Source organism: Sporosarcina sp. FSL K6-3457 (assembly GCF_038007285.1).
Taxonomy (GTDB): Bacteria; Bacillota; Bacilli; order Bacillales_A; family Planococcaceae; genus Sporosarcina.
Window position 1 is genome coordinate 102,060 of record NZ_JBBOWX010000002.1, and the last position, 19,090, is coordinate 121,149.

Annotated in this window: 18 protein-coding genes; 17 read left to right on the forward strand and 1 reads right to left on the reverse strand. The window is 42.2% G+C overall.

Features of this window, described 5'->3' with window-relative positions:
• The first annotated feature begins 32 nt into the window (after positions 1–32).
• The 3 genes from N1I80_RS22515 to N1I80_RS22525 all read left to right on the forward strand — a co-directional run bounded on the left by N1I80_RS22515 (position 33) and on the right by N1I80_RS22525 (position 2,878).
• A complete protein-coding gene (locus N1I80_RS22515; RefSeq protein WP_340740215.1) occupies positions 33–1,133 on the forward strand; it encodes a plasmid pRiA4b ORF-3 family protein in 1,101 nt (366 codons plus the stop codon).
• 154 nt (positions 1,134–1,287) lie between these two features.
• Positions 1,288–2,643: a hypothetical protein gene (locus N1I80_RS22520; RefSeq protein ID WP_340740216.1), complete on the forward strand. Its 1,356-nt coding sequence runs from the start codon at positions 1,288–1,290 to the stop codon at positions 2,641–2,643.
• A 55-nt stretch (positions 2,644–2,698) separates the two neighbouring features.
• Entirely contained in the window at positions 2,699–2,878 is a 180-nt protein-coding gene (locus N1I80_RS22525; RefSeq protein ID WP_340740217.1) for a hypothetical protein, read from the forward strand.
• A gap of 68 nt (positions 2,879–2,946) precedes the next feature.
• Here the strand turns inward: N1I80_RS22525 and N1I80_RS22530 are convergent, their stop codons facing one another.
• Positions 2,947–4,938, reverse strand: a complete 1,992-nt coding sequence (locus N1I80_RS22530) for a methyl-accepting chemotaxis protein (protein ID WP_340740218.1) — start codon at positions 4,936–4,938, stop codon at positions 2,947–2,949.
• 298 nt (positions 4,939–5,236) lie between these two features.
• Between N1I80_RS22530 and flaG the strand changes: the two genes are divergently transcribed.
• The 14 genes from flaG (at position 5,237) to ftsX (ending at position 19,066) form a co-directional block, all read left to right on the forward strand.
• On the forward strand, positions 5,237–5,614 hold the full coding sequence (gene flaG, locus N1I80_RS22535; RefSeq protein ID WP_340740219.1) for a flagellar protein FlaG: 378 nt from the start codon (positions 5,237–5,239) through the stop codon (positions 5,612–5,614).
• Between the two features lie 19 nt (positions 5,615–5,633).
• The gene (fliD, locus tag N1I80_RS22540) at positions 5,634–7,103 is read left to right on the forward strand and encodes a flagellar filament capping protein FliD (RefSeq protein ID WP_340740220.1); all 1,470 of its coding nucleotides are present in this window, start codon (positions 5,634–5,636) and stop codon (positions 7,101–7,103) included.
• Positions 7,104–7,140: 37 nt separating this feature from the next.
• On the forward strand, positions 7,141–7,542 hold the full coding sequence (fliS, locus tag N1I80_RS22545; RefSeq protein WP_340740221.1) for a flagellar export chaperone FliS: 402 nt from the start codon (positions 7,141–7,143) through the stop codon (positions 7,540–7,542).
• Positions 7,539–7,895 (forward strand): hypothetical protein, encoded by a 357-nt coding sequence (locus N1I80_RS22550; protein ID WP_340740222.1) that lies wholly within the window; start codon positions 7,539–7,541, stop codon positions 7,893–7,895. The genes fliS and N1I80_RS22550 overlap by 4 nt, the downstream gene beginning before the upstream one ends.
• Before the next feature lie 179 nt (positions 7,896–8,074).
• Positions 8,075–9,541, forward strand: a complete 1,467-nt coding sequence (locus N1I80_RS22555) for a methyl-accepting chemotaxis protein (RefSeq protein ID WP_340740223.1) — start codon at positions 8,075–8,077, stop codon at positions 9,539–9,541.
• A gap of 98 nt (positions 9,542–9,639) precedes the next feature.
• Positions 9,640–11,115, forward strand: coding sequence for a methyl-accepting chemotaxis protein (locus tag N1I80_RS22560; RefSeq protein ID WP_340740224.1), 1,476 nt, complete (start codon positions 9,640–9,642; stop codon positions 11,113–11,115).
• A 63-nt stretch (positions 11,116–11,178) separates the two neighbouring features.
• Positions 11,179–11,565: a PilZ domain-containing protein gene (locus N1I80_RS22565; protein ID WP_340740225.1), complete on the forward strand. Its 387-nt coding sequence runs from the start codon at positions 11,179–11,181 to the stop codon at positions 11,563–11,565.
• 123 nt (positions 11,566–11,688) lie between these two features.
• A complete protein-coding gene (gene hpf, locus N1I80_RS22570) occupies positions 11,689–12,255 on the forward strand; it encodes a ribosome hibernation-promoting factor, HPF/YfiA family (RefSeq protein ID WP_340740226.1) in 567 nt (188 codons plus the stop codon).
• A 56-nt stretch (positions 12,256–12,311) separates the two neighbouring features.
• Entirely contained in the window at positions 12,312–12,803 is a 492-nt protein-coding gene (locus tag N1I80_RS22575; RefSeq protein WP_340740227.1) for a hypothetical protein, read from the forward strand.
• Positions 12,804–12,898: 95 nt separating this feature from the next.
• The gene (gene secA, locus N1I80_RS22580; RefSeq protein WP_340740228.1) at positions 12,899–15,406 is read left to right on the forward strand and encodes a preprotein translocase subunit SecA; all 2,508 of its coding nucleotides are present in this window, start codon (positions 12,899–12,901) and stop codon (positions 15,404–15,406) included.
• 36 nt (positions 15,407–15,442) lie between these two features.
• Positions 15,443–16,544 (forward strand): peptide chain release factor 2 gene (gene prfB, locus N1I80_RS22585; protein ID WP_340740326.1). Its coding sequence is split into 2 segments (ribosomal slippage): positions 15,443–15,514 and positions 15,516–16,544, totalling 1,101 coding nucleotides; the frame shifts between segments, so codons are not numbered across the junction.
• A 305-nt stretch (positions 16,545–16,849) separates the two neighbouring features.
• Positions 16,850–17,176 carry a cytochrome c551 gene (gene cccB / locus N1I80_RS22590; RefSeq protein WP_340740229.1) on the forward strand — a complete coding sequence of 109 codons (327 nt, stop codon included), beginning with the start codon at positions 16,850–16,852 and terminating at the stop codon, positions 17,174–17,176.
• A gap of 329 nt (positions 17,177–17,505) precedes the next feature.
• On the forward strand, positions 17,506–18,192 hold the full coding sequence (ftsE, locus tag N1I80_RS22595; RefSeq protein ID WP_340740230.1) for a cell division ATP-binding protein FtsE: 687 nt from the start codon (positions 17,506–17,508) through the stop codon (positions 18,190–18,192).
• Positions 18,182–19,066, forward strand: a complete 885-nt coding sequence (gene ftsX, locus N1I80_RS22600) for a permease-like cell division protein FtsX (RefSeq protein ID WP_340740231.1) — start codon at positions 18,182–18,184, stop codon at positions 19,064–19,066. The genes ftsE and ftsX overlap by 11 nt, the downstream gene beginning before the upstream one ends.
• Positions 19,067–19,090: the final 24 nt, after the last annotated feature.

The window sequence follows — 19,090 nt, forward strand, 5'->3', positions numbered from 1 at the left end:
GTCGGGAGAATAAAGAAAGGAGACAAAAAAACATGCGAATCCATTCAACAAAAAAACTACTAGACGAGCTGGCCTTTACGCCTACAACCGATGCAATCGAAGAAGAAAATTCACTTTTCTCGTGGCATGCAAATATGTTAATGATCAACCGTCGAAAAACGGTAGTCCTGATGAATGACCAAAATCGCTATGTCATCGTGCTCCATGGACTGAAGGCGAAGGATTTCAAGCAGTTTGATGTCATCGTTGAACAAGCAATTCGGCAAGTGTTTAGAGCAGAGCGAATCAGTGAGGAAGTCATTGAGCAGTATATGAAGGCTGCGGGGGCGGTATCGTTTTCTAAGACGAAGAATCGTTCAATGGTAGCGAGATTGAACCAGGCGTGTGATTCTGTTTGGTTGTATGCTGCTGAACTCGATTTGGCGGATGTTGTCAATAAGGACGTGAGTAAGAATGCGAGCCGTTTGTTGGTCGGAGGTGGGAAAGTGCCGTCGATTTACCCGTATGAGGAACTGTTCAAGGATTTAGCGGCATTTACGGGTGGGAACATTTTTGATACGGATGTAGCTGTTATGCGTGTGTCGATGGAATTGATGGAGCATTCTATTTGGAGAAAACTTATCATACCGCTTGATATGCCGGTTCGGGAATTTCATGAAGTGTTGCAAATCGTGTTTGATTGGCAAGATTATCATCTGCATGAATTTTATTTGTACGATGAAACAAATACAGACAAACCTCGCAAGCCTAAGTTGAATATTGTCATGGATGAAGAGGCTTTCGAGTATGGAAATGATGTTGAAATGGTGTTGGAAGAAGGGCTGTTGTTATCGGACTTCATACCGCCACATACGTTTATAAAATATATTTATGATTTTGGAGACTATTGGCGACATGACATTGTTGTTGAGGAGATTTTGACGAAACAAAATATCCAATCCCCTGCTTGCTTAGAAGGCGAAGGAACAGCGCCGCCCGAAGATTGTGGTGGTGAATCAGGATTTAGCGAATTTTTGACTGTGATGAGTGACCCATCGGACCTCGAGCATGAGTCGATGAAAGAGTGGGCGAAGATGCAGTGGTATAGAGAATTTGAGAGGAACTTTGTGAATCGGAGATTGAAGAAATTGTAGTATGGTGACCTTATGTCATCGTTTAAAAGGAGATCACTTGAGACTATGTTCTTGAGTTGGACAATCAAAAGATTAAACTATTCATACTAACATCAAACTTGTGGAAGGGGTTTGAATCAAGAGGTAGCAGATTAAGAAAGGAGAATCTATCACCATGAAACAACAACAAAGCCTGTCAGAAGCCCTCAACGCTTTATCAAAAGACCAACTAATTAGCATTATTACCGATGTAGCTAGCAAAGATACGATCCTGAAAAGTCGTTTACTACTTCAGTATTCGAAAGAGATGACAGGACAAGAGTTGGAAAGTTTCAAAGTCTTGGTGCGTTCGATTGTGAGTAAACATAAGGGAAGAGAAGGTTATATTGCTTACCGGGACATTGGTCATTTTGTAAGAGAATTGGATGAATGCTTCGTGCAAATTGAGGACTGTACGGATGCAATAGTAGCACTTGAGCTTTCTTTTGTAATGTTAGAGGAAGCAATTGAAGCATTTCAATATACGGATGATTCCAATGGTGATATCGGCATGTTGGTAGAGGATGCACTAGAAGTGATAGAATTGACGGTCGTTGATGCGATTGATTCGGAATCTGAGCAGAGGCAAGAACTGTTTGAAAAGCTTCTTAAACAAAGCGAGCATCCGATGTTTGAAGAATGGGAAGAATATCAGATTACGTTATTAGGAATCTGTACACATTTAGCGGATAGCAAAGAGTACAGGGAAGTACTAAGCCGAAAAATTGAGTCGATGATTGATGAAAATACATCCCAACGTTATCACAATGAAGCCTTAAATCAACTGTTATTTGAAATGATTGACCAATACGGTACGGCAGAGGAAGCGGACCAATTTATACAGGCACGTCTGCATTATTCGCCATTTAGGGAACAACTGATTCAACGATGCATAGTAGAGAAAAATTACAATCGGGTCATCGAATTAGCGGCAGATGGAGAACAATCTGACAAGGAATATGCGGGATTAGTGTCGAAGTGGAAGAACTTTAGATATGCGGCCTACAAAGCACTATCGCTAACAAGGGAACAAAAGTTATTAGCAAAAGACCTTTTTATGAATGGTGATTTTGATTTTTATCATGAATTGAAGGCGCTCGCCAAGGACCCAGAACAATTTTATGTGCAGTTAAAGCAAGAGCTACAAAAGCATCCGGCGTGGCAAACGAAAAGGCTGTTTCAACGTCTGATTGAGGAAGAAAAGGATTTAGATGCATTAATGGAGTTTGTGCGGGGCTATCCAGATTGTATTGAACAATATGCGAATGATTTGGTGGAGGTCTATCAAGAGGACATCCAGCAGATTTATAAGGAGCATATTAAAGCGGCGGCTAATCATGCATCGAATCGCAAAGGTTATCAGGATGTGTGCCAAAAGATTCGACGCTATGGAAGTGCGGTTGGACAACAGCTGCAGCAAGAAATTGTCAATGAGCTGAGGGAGTTATATAGAAGAAAACCTGCTTTTGTAGATGAATTGGGAAAAGTTTAACTCAATACAGCAAATGTGTTTATATTGCAAGCGAAGTGTCAGCTACAGTCAGAAAGTGATTACAACTACGAATAACATAGCGCGTAGTGCACTAGAAAATGTAGCAGTATCCCAGCAAGTTGCGGTCTCTTCAGAGGAACAATTAGCTTCAATGGATGAGATTAGTACATCGGCGGAATCACTGTCCTTAATGGCGGAAGATTTGAAAGTGTTGATTGCTAAGTTTAGGTATTGAGCCAATTCTTGATAGAAGCTAAAAACGTGTTCAGGGCAATTAATTTTCCTGAACACGTTTTTTTATTGTTAAACTTTAAATCGATTAACCGCCAAGCTCAATTCCTCACTCAACTCAGTCAACGTTTCGGCTGCATCTGTTACAGACTGGATGGCACGTAATTGTTCGTCGGTTAAGGCACTGACCTCCTCGCAAGCAGCTGCTGTTTCCTGGGAAGTGGCCGCCATTGTTTGAATGGTTTCAGCAACATCATCTTTGTGAGTGGCAACTTTTTGAATTTCTTCATAGACGGCGTCGATTGAATCTTGCATGTCGGCCATCAATGTGGAGATTTCACCGAAAGTGATTTCAGTGTCGTTGACGACAGTTCCTTGACGGTGGAAGTTTTCGCGCGTGTCGTTCATTTGTTGCGTGACTAGTCGAGATTCCTCTTGCAGTTCCAAGACGGTCACTTTTACTTCTTCCGTCGAGCGAGCCGATTGCTCGGCAAGTTTACGTACTTCATCAGCAACGACGGCGAATCCTTTACCGTGTTCTCCAGCACGGGCAGCTTCAATGCTAGCGTTTAGTGCTAGTAAATTAGTTTGTGATGAAATTTCCGTTATGGTTTCCATCACACCACCGATTGCTTTCACTTTCATTTCTAGTGTGCCAATGACTTCAGACATGGATTGTAAATTGGTCTCCCAATCACCAAAGGATTGTTTCAACTGCTGCATTTGCCCTTGTCCATTGGCATTCATGTCGCCTGCCTTAGTTGCGATGTCAGACATGACACCTGCTTTTGTCGTAATTTCGTTAATTTGTTGACCAAGTAAATCTGCTCGTTCTGTAACGATTTCCGCATCTTCAGCCGATTTCGAAGCACCATGTGCAATTTCAGTGACGGCATGTGCAACCTCTTCACTTGAGGCATTTGTTTCTTCTGCAACTGCGCTTAGGCTTTCTGAGCTGGCGCGAACATTCGAGGCGGAGTCATTGACGACAGTAATGATGGCATTCATATTGTCAATCATTGTGTTGAAGTTACGGCCAAGATCTCCAATTTCGTCATTCGTTTTGATATCGGAGCGAACAGTCAAATCACCTTGAGAGACAGAGTCCATGAGTGTGTTAACTTGTCCAAGTGGTTTGATAGTCCGACTGATCAGGATGTATAATGCTGCAAAAATAACGAGTAATGTGATAAGTGCGACGGTTATCATCGAGATGCGTAAGTCGTTTGCCATTGCGGCAATATTTTTCTCATCATAGACGGCTAATACTTTCCATCCAAATTCCGGAATAGTTGAGTAAATGAGTGCTTTAGGCACACCTTCATAGACATAATGAATTGTATCATGTTCGGCTCCTTTATACATTTCAGCGATGAATGGAAGATCCATGAGGTTTTCCCCCCCCAATGTAGGATGAACAATGGCTGTTCCTTCTAAATCGAATACTGCGGGGTAGCCGTCATAGCCAATTTCACTCGCAATAATTTTATCGGATAATGCGGCGAGTTGAACGTCTAGACCGACAACGCCGATGATCTTGCCGTTTGCTTGTACAGCTTTTGAGGCACTGATAACAAATTCACCAGATGCTTGGTCAATATAAGGGCTTGTCCATTGAACAACGTCGGGAGCTGCAACTGCTAACGTATACCAACTACGTGTTGTTGGATCGAAATCTGCTCCAAGGTCTGCATAAGGCATAATAATAGTTTGTTTGGTTGGCAATGAAAAATAGACCCCTGATGCGTCTGTGTAAGGATCAAGGAAGTTTTGAAGCGTTTTATTTAGCGCTTGAAGCGGATCATGTCCCGTCTCAATCTTCATATTATCAAATTCAACGACTGTGGCTGAGGTAGAGAGTTGGATAAGACCTTTTTCATATTGACCGAGAAAGTTCTCGATGGCATAACTCATTTCGTTGACAAGTGCACCGCTCGAGTCAAAAACGCTACTCTCCGTATTTCTTTTTACTTGTGTGCTACTAATCGCAGTCATAACAGAGACGCCAATTAGGAATAGTACCATGACAGTCATTATAATTTTCGTTTTAATAGATTTGAACATATCGTATCTTCGCCTTCTTTCTAAATTAGACTGACTATCTAAATTTCGGTAGATCCATTCATTTGTTTAGATAAAGTTAAATAGCGAGAATAGTTACTATATATTGAAGTACCCACATGTACTCATGAAAAAACCTGTTGGATATGCCGCTGTTTGTGAATGAGGCTGTTTAAAGCTAAGAAAAGTACTGGATGTCAGAAGCGTATCAATACTTTTTATTCCCAATTTGCTCAACATCCTTTTAGGCTTGCCGATATAATTCATAATGGAAGTGCTCAAGAACAGGGAGGTTTGAGGAATGGTAAGTCGTATGGATGGTGGAACTACAACGCATCAAACAAGCGTTACAGTGGAAAAAGCCGCGCCGAACAAGGAAGTTACGGTAGCTCCAGTACAAGCAGTTGCAGAAAAAGCAAAGCCACAAGCTGAACAAGAACAACAGCAGCAACTGCCGGCAGATAAGGCGAAGCAACTCACGGAAAGTATGAATACGTTTTTAGGAAGTGCCAATACGCAACTACGTTTTAAGTTTCATGACAAACTCAATGAGTATTATGTAACGATTGTCGATTCGAACACGGATGAGGTCGTTCGAGAAATTCCATCAAAAAAACTGATGGACATCCATGCGGCGATGCGTGAGTTTGTAGGTTTGTTGGTAGATCGAAAAATATAAGTAGAAGGTGTGATGGATTATGAGAATCGGTGGATTAGCGTCAGGAATGGATATAGATTCGATTATTAAAGATATGATGAAGGCAAATCGGATACCACTTGAAAAAGTGACACAAAAGAAGTCTTATTTAGAACTACAATTGGATGCTTACCGCGGTGTGAACCGTGAATTGAAAGCAGCGAGTGATAAAATAGCGGATACATTGCTACTTGAAAAGACGTTTATGGCGAAAAATGTGATAAACTCCAATCCAAATGCGGTTGATATCAAAAGTACAAATTCAATAGCTGATTTTACAGGAACAATTTCGATTGAGCGGTTAGCGACGAAAGCAACTGTTCAGGGTGGAGAGTTACAATCTGGCGGTGTTAAACTTACGGAAGCGCAAGTAAAAGGTAAGACATTATCAGAACTTGGTCTAAGTTCTCCGGATATGAAAATTACAATTACTGCACCTGGAAAAGATGGCGCTACACCGATAGTATTCGATCAAACGTTCAATGCAGATGAGACAATTGAATCTGTTTTAGCTAAGATTAATAAAGATAGTGGAGTAAATGCATTTTTTGATTCGCATACGGGGAAAATTGCAATGACTGCTAAAAATAGCGGTAAAGGAGATATTACTGTAGCGGGGGATCTTGGGGCGAAATTAAAATTAGATGCATCCAGTGCAGATGAAACAGCTGGTCTAAATGCGCAATTCACTTTTGATGGACTAGTAACTGAGCGTTCGTCTAACTCTTTCACAATCAATGGTTTTGAAGTGAACCTAAAACAAGTAACGGGAAATACAACATTCAGCTCAACTTCAGATACGGATACAGTAGCTGATGCTGTCATTGGATTCGTCAATGATTATAATAAAATGATTGAGGAATTGAATGCGAAGATTCGCGAACCTAAATACCGTGATTATCCACCACTTACTGCCGAACAAAAGAAAGACATGAAGGAAAATGAAATTAAGCTGTGGGAAGAAAAAGCATTAAGTGGAACACTTCGCAACGATCCAACAATTTCAAATATGTTGACAAAAATGCGCCATGCGTTGAATGACAATGTCATAGGTTCAGACGGCGAAAAAATACGTCTAAGTGATCTTGGCATTACTACGTCTGACAATTACAGAGATAATGGAAAATTGATAATTGATGAATCAAAACTACGTGAAGTGATTGCAGAAAATCCGAGCAAAGTATCCGAACTGTTCACAAAAGCAGACACGGGGCTTGCGACAACAGTCCGTAAGGCTATTGATGAAGGACAGACAGCAATTGGTAAATTAGCTGGTAGCGTTGGAGCGGGTAATGATACATTTATCCTAGGTGATACGATGAAGAGTATGAATGAGCAAATTGAACGTTTCGAAAAACGCATGAAAACGGTTGAAGATCGACTATGGAAGCAATTTACTGCCATGGAAATGGCGATTAATCGTGCAAACGCACAGTCTGCACAACTTCAAAATACACTTGGTGGTTTTTAATACTAGTGAGTATAGTATAAAAGGAGATAGACATTAAATGGCTATGAACAATCCATATGCAAAGTACCAAAATAACTCTGTCAATACTTCGACGCCAGGTGAACTGACTCTCATGTTGTACAATGGCTGTTTGAAATTTATTGAACAGGCAAAAAGAGAACTGCAAGATGGTAATATGGAAGGAAAGAATATATCCATAAAAAAAGCACAGGCAATCATTTCTGAGCTAATGTTAACACTCGATAAATCCTATCCGGTTGCTAAAAACATGCTCGTCTTGTACGAATTTGCCAACAGCCGCCTAGTTGACGGCAATATCAAAAACGATAGTGCTCTATTCGATGAAGCATCGGCTATCATTATGGAGTTTCGCGATACTTGGAAGCAGGTTATTCAGATTAACCGGCAGAAGCAGTATGCGAATGTGGATGAGATATGATTCGGCCCGCGATGATTGCTTGGCGTGATGTGACGGAAAAATTGCTGGCATTGACGACGGGTGAGTTTTCAGAAGAACAGCGCGATGACATGATTTTAAGTATTGAAGGTTTCTTGGATAGTCGGGATAAGCTTCAATCACATATAGCAGCACCATTCACGACTGAAGAAGAAGCTTTCGGTAAAGAACTTGTTGCAATGGAACAGGATGTTCAGCTGAAGCTTGCCTTGTTTACCAAGCAAATTCGTGGAGATATTTCCGAAAGTCAATCGAAAAAAGATCATATGAAAAATTATATTAATCCCTACAGTAATGTAGCGCGTGATGGTACGTTTTACGATACAAAGCAATAACAAGACCTTGATGGAGAATTTTTCTCTGTCAAGGTTTTTTACATTTTTACGGTAGTCAAAAATATAAGGAATAATTGGTTAATTCAACCCATATGAATGACCATTCATTAATGATACGTTTTACATATGTAAACAGATAGTATGTAAGAGAATTATTGTTGTCTAAGGAGAGAATAAATATGAATATCGATCAATTGAAGCGAGAGGATTGGTTGCGAAAGAATCAAATTATGATGATTGGGTTTGCGCTGGCAGCTGGTCTGGGGTTAGTGGCACAGCTTGTTCAGCAGTCGCCGCTGGCTATTATACTACCCGTTGCGATTCCTTTTGCATTGGCAGTTCTGTTGTATAGTTTGAGCGTAAAAGTAGCTGTATTATCGAGGTTGCTTCCTTATCTATTGCTTATCCTAAATTTTTTGATAGCGATGGGAGTAGTCTTGTTCTCAGAGGCGAATCTAGGGACAATTGGTATCACTCTACTGATTATTGTGCTCGCCTCGATTCATGGGCAGATGCGGATTATGGTGTTTGGTTATGTACTAGGTGCGATTGCGGTCGTTACTAATAATGTTCTATTTGTAGCCCCGGAACTTGTTGAGAAAAGTGGGGCAAATCTTGTCATTTTGTATCTATTGTCGGGACTTTTGCTATTCTTGCTTGTTCGCCAAAATGGGCAGGTGTTCGCGCATGTGGAACAACTTGTCGAACTGACGGAGTCTAAAGTTCGTGAAGAAGAGGCGCTAATAGAAAAGTTGGATCAGGCTGTTGAAAAAATCACGGCTAACCTTGGACATCTTCGCTCGAACACGGAGACATCTGCCACATCGCAACGGGAAATGCTGGCGGCAGTAAATGAAGTTAGCGTAGGCAGTCAGCAGCAGGCGGATCATATTGCAGATATTGCGGAAAATGCGGAGCGGACGCATGGGTCTGTTCAAGTCATTGCGGAAGGCCTTGGGCAAATTGTTATCCAGACTAACGAAGCGGGTCGCAAAGCGGGTGATGGTACCGAGAATATTTCAAAGCTAAAAGAGAGTATCGATACATTTGCTACATTTTTTACCGAGTTACACGAAACATTTACTGTATTATCTGGTAAGATTGATGAGACGAATGCATTTGCAGGTTCCATTAAAGAAATCACGGATCAAACGAATTTACTGGCGCTGAACGCCTCAATTGAAGCAGCACGGGCAGGAGAACATGGTAAGGGCTTTGCGGTTGTTGCCGATGAAATTCGAAAATTAGCTGGCCTCACGGATGAGACGTTGAAAAAAATTGATAGTAACTTGCTAGAAGTGAATAGTTACAACGAGCTTGCTGTTAAAAAGCTTGATGACGGCTTGCAGCAAGTCGTTATGCAAACAACAGTAGCAGATGAATCGAGTGCATCATTTACGGATTTGTTTGACACGATGAAGACTTTGCAGCAGGAATTATCAAGGTTTATCCAAGACTTTGGACAGATTACGCAAGATAGTGAATCCATTCGGGAACGTACGATGGAATTCGCTGCGATTGTGGAACAAAGCACAGCAGCTGTTGAAGAGTTGAATGCTACGCTGACTGAATTGACGGCAGAGCAGCAACAAATTTCGATTTATATTAATGAAACGCACGAAGAAGCACTTCTGATAAAGAGTTAATACGGAATCGTCCTGATTACGGGACGATTTTTTTACAATAACTGATGTCGTACAATTCAATTAACTATATAGATAAAATCTTCAAGGGGGAACGAACAATGGAGAATGTGGAGACAATGCGGCAAAAGGAATTTGCGAATAAGAACTTCATATTATTCGTAACACTTGGTGGTTCGAGTTTTATTGGTTTGATTTTTTATGTTGCGACAAGTCAAGCGATATTAAAAACGGTGAGTATGGCGATACCCGTGGTCATCACTGTACTGTGTTTCGTACTTTCCAAGAAGTTTGTTGTGATAGAAAATTGGTTTCCATGGATCGTTCTTGGTTTGACGGCATTTGCGGCACTCATGAATGGAGTTGTTGGAGAACCTTCTATTGCGACGGCGGGCATTGCCTTTTTCATCGCGGGTATTGCGAGTGTGCATTTGTCGATGCGGATTATGACATATGGGTTTGTCCTGTCGCTTGCCATTATGGGAGTGTTTGTTATGAATTATCCTTATCAGGAGCAGATTGCAGATAGTAAAGGTAGCTTGGTGCTCGTTCTTATTTTGATGGCAGTAGGGCTTTTCATCCAAATAAAGCAGACGAAAAAGCTAGAGGAGCAAGTGAATGTATTCACAGCGGAGCAGGCGGCCCATGCGCTTGAAGAAGCGGGGAAGCATCGTACACTCAATGCGAATGTAGAGCAGGTCGCGGAAGATTTGACTGTAATTGGAGAAACGGCCATGCGTCATTTGGTGGCGCAGAAAGAATTGCTGGATATTATGGATAGCGTTGCAGCTGGGGTCGAGCAGGAAACGGCGCAAATCACAAAAATTGCCGATAATACGGAGCGGACGCAAAAAGATGTGAATGAGATGCATGGGGAGACACGGACAATGTATACAGATACCGCACACTTACGTTCAGAATCTGGTGAAATCGTCGATATGATGCAAAATTTACGTAGTGGGATGAAAGAGGTGCAATCATTATTGGATGATTTGAATGGATCGTTTGATGCGCTAACGGAAAATATCGACAAGACGAATACTCTTGCCAAGTCGATTGCTACGATTACAGAGCAGACTAATCTTTTAGCACTGAATGCATCTATTGAAGCGGCGAGGGCGGGAGAGAATGGCAAAGGTTTTGCAGTTGTAGCCGATGAAATTCGGAAACTGGCAGGGTTGACAGCTGTTACGCTAACTGAAATTAATGGTAACTTGGCAGATGTCAATGCCATGAATGAGCGGTCGCGTGATAATTTGACGAGCAGTACAGGAAGGCTCGTCACACAGGCTGGATTGACGGTAGATGTTGAGTTGAAAATTGACCTGATGCACAATACATTGAGTGACCTTCATCAGAAATTTGGAATGTTTGATGACAAGATGGCATCGATTACGAGGGAGACGACCGATATTGGACAGATGACGGGGGCGTTTGCCGATTTGTTGGCGGAATCCAGTGCTTCCATTGAGGAAGTCAATGCGACAATTCATACAACTGTTGCGGATAACGAGCAAATCGTAGCGACGTTAGATGGGACGATGAGACGGACAAAGCTTCTTGCTGAAGTTCGATGAAAAAAATGCCATCTGGTATACTAAAAGAAACGGATCGCGGTGCGATGGAACGGGGTGTGAAGGATGCTTTATAAACGCAATGAGTATTTTAGGTACACTTTTGGGAAGCCACTTGAAGCAGAATTTCGGATTGTTGTCGATGATGGGCCTGGGCGAGAGTCGAGACCAGGTGACTGTCAACTGATTGATATTAGTCCAGGTGGTGCAAAACTTTTTACGAAGTTTAATATTTCCGGTGAGCATGGAGCTGTTCGATTGCGTATCAAATTTACGCTTCTAGAAGATCCGATTGAAGTTTCTGGCGTAATTGTCTGGAGAAAGCCATATAGTGGAGGATATATGTATGGTTATGATTTTGATGAAGATGCTATGTTAGAGCAAGTAATTGTGGAGGAACTCAAATTACGTAGGCGCTCGGAAATTAATGTAGAAGAGGTTAAACTTGATTAGATAGGCGTTTGTATGCGGATTCGTCATAAATCGACAAAAAATTAAAATTAATAATGTTTTTAGAAGGACTTTAAAGGGAAGATGTAGAATAGTACTATATGGTCAAATAAAGGAGGAGTTCATATGTTAAACTTCAACATCCGCGGTGAAAATATTGAGGTGACTCCGGCGATTCGTGAACACGTCGAGAAGAAAGTTCAAAAACTCGAAAGGTATTTTGCTGAAGGCGCGAACGCAAATGCAAATGTCAATTTGAAAGTGTATAATGATAAACAGACAAAAGTGGAAGTCACAATCCCGATGAAAAATTTGACACTTCGTGCTGAAGAGCGTCATAACGATTTATACGCAGCTATCGATTTAATCGTTGATAAGCTCGAGCGTCAAATTCGTAAATACAAAACAAAAGTGAACCGCAAATTCCGCGAACGCGAAGGCGTTGCTGCATTTTTTGCATCTGTTAGTAAAAGTGACGACAAAAATAGCGAAGTGGCAAGCGATGAGGATAACGAATTCCCAATCGTTCGCACAAAGCAATTTGACTTGAAACCAATGGATCAAGAAGAGGCTATTTTGCAAATGAACATGCTGGGCCATAATTTCTTCATCTTTACAGATGCAGAATCTGACGGCACGCATATTGTTTATAAGCGTAAAGATGGTAGGTACGGTTTAATCGAAACAAATTAATAGTTGAATAAGTGGAGCCCTTAAGTGAATACGTTTACTTAGGGGTTTTTGCTGTCGTGCAAAAATGGTTCCCGTCGTGCAACGTAGTCGTCTGTCCGAGCAATAAAGTGTTCTCGTCGCGCAATGCAGTCGTCTGTCCGCGCAAAAAAGTGTTCCCTGCGCGCCACGTAGCCGTCCGCCCGCGCAAAAAAGAGTTCCCTGCGCGCAACGTAGCCGTCTGTCCGCGCAATAAAGAGCTCCCAGCGCGCAACGTAGCCGTTTGTCCGCGCAAAAAAGAGCTCTCAGCGCGCAATGCAGCCATCCGCCCGCGCAAAAAAGAGCTCTCAGCGCGCAATGCAGCCATCCGCCCGCGCAAAAAAGAGCTCTCAGCGCGCCACGTAGCCGTCCGCCCGCGCAAAAAAGAGTTCCCTGCGCGCAACGTAGTCGTTTGTCCGCGCAAAAAAGAGCTCTCGTCGCGCCACGTAGCCGTCCGCCCGCGCAATAAAGTGCTCTCGTCGCGCAATGTAGCCATCTATCGCGCAACAAAAAAGATGCATGCAACCCTATAAAAGCAAATCTCCTTAAACAGTTTGGACTAGACCATTTGCACCTAGCATTTTACAATGTTAAAATGGGGAGTGAACCTAATGAGGATGTGACCTGAATGCTTGGCGTATTGAATAAAGTGTTTGATATGAATAAACGGGATTTGAAACGTCTCGACAAGATTGCGGATAAGGTTGAAAAACTTGCTACGCAGATGGAGCAACTAACGGATGATCAATTGACTGCGAAGACAGAGGAGTTCAAGGAGCGCTTTGTAAAGGGCGAGACACTTGATGATCTTCAGGTAGAGGCATTTGCAGTTGTTCGTGAAGCGTCTCGTCGTGTGTTAGGCATGTATCCGTTCCGTGTACAAATTATTGGAGCGGCTGCTTTACATGAAGGTAATATTGCTGAGATGAAGACGGGTGAAGGGAAAACGTTGACGTCTACACTGTCCATTTACTTAAATGCGCTTGCTGGCAAAGGTGCGCATGTTGTGACGGTCAACGAATACTTAGCTAGTCGTGATGCTATGGAAATGGGCCAGCTGTATGAGTTTTTAGGAATGACAGTTGGTTTGAACTTAAATAGTTTATCGAAAGATGAGAAGCGTGAAGCGTACAGTGCGGATATTACGTACAGCACGAATAACGAGCTTGGTTTTGATTATTTACGTGATAATATGGTGCTTTATAATGAGCATAAAGTACAACGTCCGTTGTTTTACGCAGTTATTGATGAGGTTGACTCGATTTTAATTGACGAGGCGCGTACACCGCTAATCATTTCTGGGCAGGCTGCGAAGGCGGCTGAGCTGTATCGCTTGGCGAATATGTTTACGAGGTCGCTCAAGAATGAAGAGGATTATTCATATGATGAGTCGACAAAAGGTGTTGTCTTAACGGAAAGTGGTATTGAGAAGGCAGAGGCCGCGTTCAGTATCGACAACTTATTCGATTTGCAGCATGTTACGCTAAACCATGCCATCAATCAATCGTTGAAGGCGCATGCGAGTATGCATAATGATATCGATTATGTTGTGCAGGAAGGCGAAGTTATCATTGTCGATTCATTTACAGGACGTTTGATGAAGGGCCGCCGGTATAGTGACGGCTTACACCAAGCAATTGAGGCGAAGGAAGGTCTTGAAGTCCAAAATGAAACAATGACGCTTGCGACAATTACATTCCAGAACTTCTTCCGAATGTATGAAAAGCTGTCAGGTATGACAGGTACGGCGAAAACAGAGGAAGAGGAATTCCGTAATATTTATAATATGAATGTTATTGCGATTCCTACAAATCGTCCGATTGCCCGGGATGACCGTGCGGATTTGATTTATTCGACAATGGAGGGTAAATACAAAGCTGTTGCGGAGGATATTAAAGAACGCAATGCGAAAGGTCAGCCGGTTTTAGTTGGTACAGTTGCGATTGAAACATCTGAGATCATTTCGAAGTATTTGACGAAGTATGGTGTGAAACATAATGTGTTGAACGCGAAAAACCATGGTCGTGAAGCGGAAATTATTTTGGAGGCAGGTCAAAAAGGCTCTGTGACGATTGCAACGAATATGGCTGGACGTGGTACGGATATTAAATTGGGTGAAGGTGTCCAAGAGTTAGGCGGTCTAGCCGTTCTCGGTACGGAACGACATGAGTCACGCCGTATTGATAATCAGCTTCGTGGTCGTTCTGGTCGTCAAGGTGATGCGGGTGTGACGCAATTCTATTTATCACTTGAGGATGAATTGATGCGCCGTTTTGGTTCGGATCAAATGAAGTCAATGATGACGAAACTCGGGATGGATGATACGACGCCGATTCAGTCAAAAATGGTGTCACGTTCGGTTGAATCTGCCCAGAAACGGGTAGAGGGTAATAACTTCGATGCACGGAAACGTTTGCTGCAGTATGATGATGTGTTGCGTCAACAACGTGAAATCATCTATAAGGAACGTAACGAAGTGTTGGAGTCAGCGAATATCCGTGAAGTATTGGAAAATATGTTGACGAATATTGTCGATCAATCGGTTGCGCTTCATACGACAGAAGAAAAACAAGAGGATTGGAATTTAAAAGGGCTTGAAGATTTCCTTGGGGCCAACTTATTGCCAGAAGATCGTTTGACAATTGCTGATATGCGTGGCAAGTCGGCGGAAGAGTTGACGGCATTGATTCAACAGGCAGTTACGGAGCGCTACGATGAGAAAGAAGCAGAAATGTCGGAAGAGCGCATGCGTGAATTCGAAAAGGTTGTTTTGCTTCGTGCTATCGATTCGAAGTGGACGGATCACATCGATGCTATGGACCAATTGCGTCATGGGATTCATTTACGTGCTTATGGTCAAACAGATCCGTTACGTGAATATCAATCGGAAGGCTTTGCGATGTTTGAGGAGATGCTTGCGTCCATTGAAGCGGACGCGTCCAAGTATGTCATGAAGGCAGAAATCCGCAATAATCTTGAGCGTGAAGAGGTTGTCAAGGCACAGGCCATCAATCCAAAAGAGGATGGCGAAAAAGTAACGAAGAAACCAGTGCGTCGTGCAGTAAACATCGGACGAAATGACCCATGTACTTGCGGTAGCGGGAAGAAGTATAAAAACTGCCACGGTAGAGCATAATCGCCGGGCAACCCAAATTCAGGAGGAATAACAATGATGGAATTATCCGATGTACGTAATGAGCTAGACAAATCAGCTAAGAAATTAGCGGACTTTAGGGGGTCTCTTTGACTTAGAAAACAAAGAGGCACGAATCCAAGAGTTTGATGAAATTATGCTGGATCCACAATTTTGGAATGACCAGGATAGTGCGCAAAAAGTGATTTCAGAATCAAAGGCGTTGAAAGACATTGTTGGCGACTATACAGAGCTAACCGACGAGCAGGAAAACTTGGAAATGACACTTGAATTATTGCGTGAAGAATTTGATGCGGAGATGCAAGAAGAGCTTGGAGCCGAATTGAAGGAATTCAAAACGAAGCTAGAGGCATTTGAATTGCAAATGCTGTTAAGTGATGAATTCGATAAAAATAGTGCAGTTCTTGAACTTCATTCAGGCGCTGGTGGTACGGAGTCTCAGGATTGGGCATCAATGCTGTTACGTATGTATACACGTTGGGCAGAGCACCGTGGCTTTAAAGTGGAGACACTCGACTACCAAGCGGGTGACGAAGCGGGCGTGAAATCGGTGACGTTGTCCATTAAAGGGCATAATGCTTACGGCTATTTGAAGGCAGAAAAAGGCGTGCATCGTCTTGTTCGAATCTCACCATTTGACTCATCTGGCCGCCGTCATACGTCATTTTCTTCTATCGAAGTCATGCCGGAATTTGAAGGTGACGTCGATGTAGAAATTAAAATGGAAGATGTCAAAATCGATACGTACCGTTCAAGCGGTGCGGGTGGTCAGCACGTCAATACGACGGATTCTGCTGTACGTATGACACATATTCCGACGGGTGCGATTGTGACGTGTCAAACCGAGCGTTCACAGATCAAAAACCGTGAGCGTGCGCTGAATTTATTGAAAGCGAAGATTTACCAGATTAGAATCGAAGAAGAGGAGGCACGTCTTCTTGAAATTCGAGGCGATCAAAAAGAAATTGGTTGGGGTAGTCAGATTCGCTCGTACGTTTTCCACCCGTATTCCATGGTGAAGGATCACCGGACAAGTGCGGAAACAGGGAATGTTGGTGCAGTGATGGACGGCGAAATCGATTTATTCATTAATGCATATTTGCGTTCACGCATTTCGTAATAGTTGGTTTGGGGAAGAAGTACACTTTGCGGTGTGCTTTTTCTTTTGATCAAAATAAATTATTTGTTAAGGGTTTAGAAACATGGAAATGGTGTATAGTAAATGAGAGAGACATTTTGCTATTGCATAATAGGAAAAAATATCGTGTTCACAAATTTGGAACAATTCATGAACCCTTGATTTTACAGTGTTTCACATGATTTAAAGCTATAAATGGATTCTTCAACCACGGAAGCTTTTTGAATCCGCGGATAGTTTTGGTATACTTATATATGCAATGTATCAATTTACAGAGGAGGAAGAAAATGAAGAGCAAACTTTTAGCAGTCGTATTCGGAGCTGTTCTTGTCCTTGGAGCATGTGGCGGTGACAAAGCGGAAAAAGCGCCAGCTACAGATGGTGCAACAGCATCTGTTGACGCAGAGGCTGTTGTGAAAAGCAGCTGTATCGCATGTCACGGCAGTAACCTTGAAGGAAAAGGGAATGCGCCTGGACTAGCCGACATCGGTGCACGTATGTCTGAAGATGAAATTCATACAGTCATTGAAAAAGGTCAAGGTGGAATGCCAGGTGGACTTATCAAAGGTGAAGATGCTACAGCTGTAGCGAAATGGCTTGCTGAGAAAAAATAAGTTTGAAAATGAAACCGTTTGGGTTAAGCTTCATGCCTGAACGGTTTTTTTGTTTTCAAATGATCAAACTTTATAGACTTCAGAAGATTCTCCTTAATTACAGACGGCTTATTGAATAATAGAGGATTCTTCTTGTTTAGGTCGAATAAGACAATGAAGTAGTCTTTCAGTCATGACTTTTGTATGTGAGAATAGTACTTATATATAGGATTACCAAGGTTTATTGCCAAGTCCAATTGAAACACAACTGTAATGCCGGCAGTTCTTATTCATGCTATAATAGGTTTGTTGGATAAAAAGAGGGAAATTTATTTTCAGGTGGTTTTAGAATGATTGTGATGAAAAATGTGTACAAGCAGTATCCAAATGGTGTTGTTGCAGCAAATGGTATTAATATTGAAATTAACAGAGGCGAGTTCGTCTATGTAGTTGGACCAAGTGGTGCCGGAAAGTCGACGTTCATCAAAATGATGTATCGTGAGGAAGCTTCGACTAGCGGTGAAATCATTATCAACGGCATTAACCTTGCGACAATGCGCAATAAGCGTGTGCCTTATTTGCGTCGTCAAATTGGTGTTGTTTTCCAAGACTTTAAACTACTACCGAAATTAAATGTTTATGAGAATGTGGCATTTGCCCTTGAAGTCATCGAGGAGTCACCCGCACAAATTAGAAAAAAAGTGAATGATGTCCTTGGACTTGTTGGGCTAACGCAAAAGGCACGGATGTTTCCTAATGAATTGTCAGGTGGGGAGCAGCAACGTGTATCGATTGCTCGGTCAATCGTTAACGTGCCAAAAGTTGTAATTGCGGACGAGCCGACAGGAAACCTAGATCCTGAAACATCATGGGAAATCATGAGGATTTTCGAACAGATTAATGCTCGTGGTACGACAATTGTCATGGCTACCCATAATAGGGAAATTGTGAACACAATAAGGCATCGAGTTATCGTAGTGGAAGGCGGACTTATCACCCGGGATGAATACGGAGGTGAGTACGGCTATGAAGGTTAGGACTTTTGGTAGGCATCTACGAGAAAGCTTGAAAAGCCTTCGGCGTAACAGCTGGATGACATTTGCGTCAGTGAGTGCTGTAACGGTCACGCTGTTACTTGTAGGCGTATTTATCGTCATAATGATGAATTTAAATCAATTAGCGAAAAATATTGAAAATGATGTGGAAATTAAAGTAGTGGCAGATCCTGTGGCGGACGAAGCGGCAGTGAAGGAGCTACAACAACAGATTACCTCAACAGAAGGTGTCCTTGAAGTCGTCTTATCTTCGAAGGATCAAGAACTAAATAATTTGATCGAATCGATGGGGCCTGAACTTAGTTTATATAAACAAAGTAATCCACTTGGTGATGCGTTGTTTGTGAAGGCAAAGGATCCACAGCAAACTGCGGAAATTGCAAAGAAAATTAGTACATACGACAATGTCGATAAATTGGAGTACGGCGAAGGTAAAGTAGAAAAGCTTTTCAGTATTTTGAATGCAAGCCGTAACGTCGGGCTTGTTCTTATCTTGGCATTGCTGTTCACAGCGATGTTCCTCATATCGAATACGATTCGTATTACGATTGTTGCGAGAGGAAGAGAAATCGAAATTATGAAATTGGTAGGCGCAACGAATAACTTTGTACGTGTCCCATTTTTATTGGAAGGGATTTGGCTAGGTATTTTAGGTGCAGCCACTCCGATGATTCTCATTTCCATAGCCTATTACAATCTCTATGAATATTGGGAACCTAGATTAAAAGGAGAACTGTTCCAATTGTTGAATACGATGCCGTTTATCTACCAATTGAATGGTTTGATTTTATTCATGGGTATTTTTATAGGCATGTGGGGTAGCTTTATGTCAGTTCGTAAGTTTCTTAAGGTCTAAGAGAGTGAAAGGGGAACGGAGAAG

Excerpts from the sequence above, each read along its gene's own strand:
- N1I80_RS22515 (WP_340740215.1), top strand. The coding sequence starts at position 33 with ATGCGAATCCATTCAACAAAAAAACTACTAGACGAGCTGGCCTTTACG.
- N1I80_RS22520 (WP_340740216.1), top strand. The coding sequence starts at position 1,288 with ATGAAACAACAACAAAGCCTGTCAGAAGCCCTCAACGCTTTATCAAAA.
- N1I80_RS22530 (WP_340740218.1), bottom strand. The coding sequence starts at position 4,938 with ATGTTCAAATCTATTAAAACGAAAATTATAATGACTGTCATGGTACTA.
- flaG (WP_340740219.1), top strand. The coding sequence starts at position 5,237 with ATGGTAAGTCGTATGGATGGTGGAACTACAACGCATCAAACAAGCGTT.
- fliD (WP_340740220.1), top strand. The coding sequence starts at position 5,634 with ATGAGAATCGGTGGATTAGCGTCAGGAATGGATATAGATTCGATTATT.
- fliS (WP_340740221.1), top strand. The coding sequence starts at position 7,141 with ATGGCTATGAACAATCCATATGCAAAGTACCAAAATAACTCTGTCAAT.
- N1I80_RS22550 (WP_340740222.1), top strand. The coding sequence starts at position 7,539 with ATGATTCGGCCCGCGATGATTGCTTGGCGTGATGTGACGGAAAAATTG.
- N1I80_RS22555 (WP_340740223.1), top strand. The coding sequence starts at position 8,075 with ATGAATATCGATCAATTGAAGCGAGAGGATTGGTTGCGAAAGAATCAA.
- N1I80_RS22560 (WP_340740224.1), top strand. The coding sequence starts at position 9,640 with ATGGAGAATGTGGAGACAATGCGGCAAAAGGAATTTGCGAATAAGAAC.
- N1I80_RS22565 (WP_340740225.1), top strand. The coding sequence starts at position 11,179 with ATGCTTTATAAACGCAATGAGTATTTTAGGTACACTTTTGGGAAGCCA.
- hpf (WP_340740226.1), top strand. The coding sequence starts at position 11,689 with ATGTTAAACTTCAACATCCGCGGTGAAAATATTGAGGTGACTCCGGCG.
- secA (WP_340740228.1), top strand. The coding sequence starts at position 12,899 with ATGCTTGGCGTATTGAATAAAGTGTTTGATATGAATAAACGGGATTTG.
- cccB (WP_340740229.1), top strand. The coding sequence starts at position 16,850 with ATGAAGAGCAAACTTTTAGCAGTCGTATTCGGAGCTGTTCTTGTCCTT.
- ftsE (WP_340740230.1), top strand. The coding sequence starts at position 17,506 with ATGATTGTGATGAAAAATGTGTACAAGCAGTATCCAAATGGTGTTGTT.
- ftsX (WP_340740231.1), top strand. The coding sequence starts at position 18,182 with ATGAAGGTTAGGACTTTTGGTAGGCATCTACGAGAAAGCTTGAAAAGC.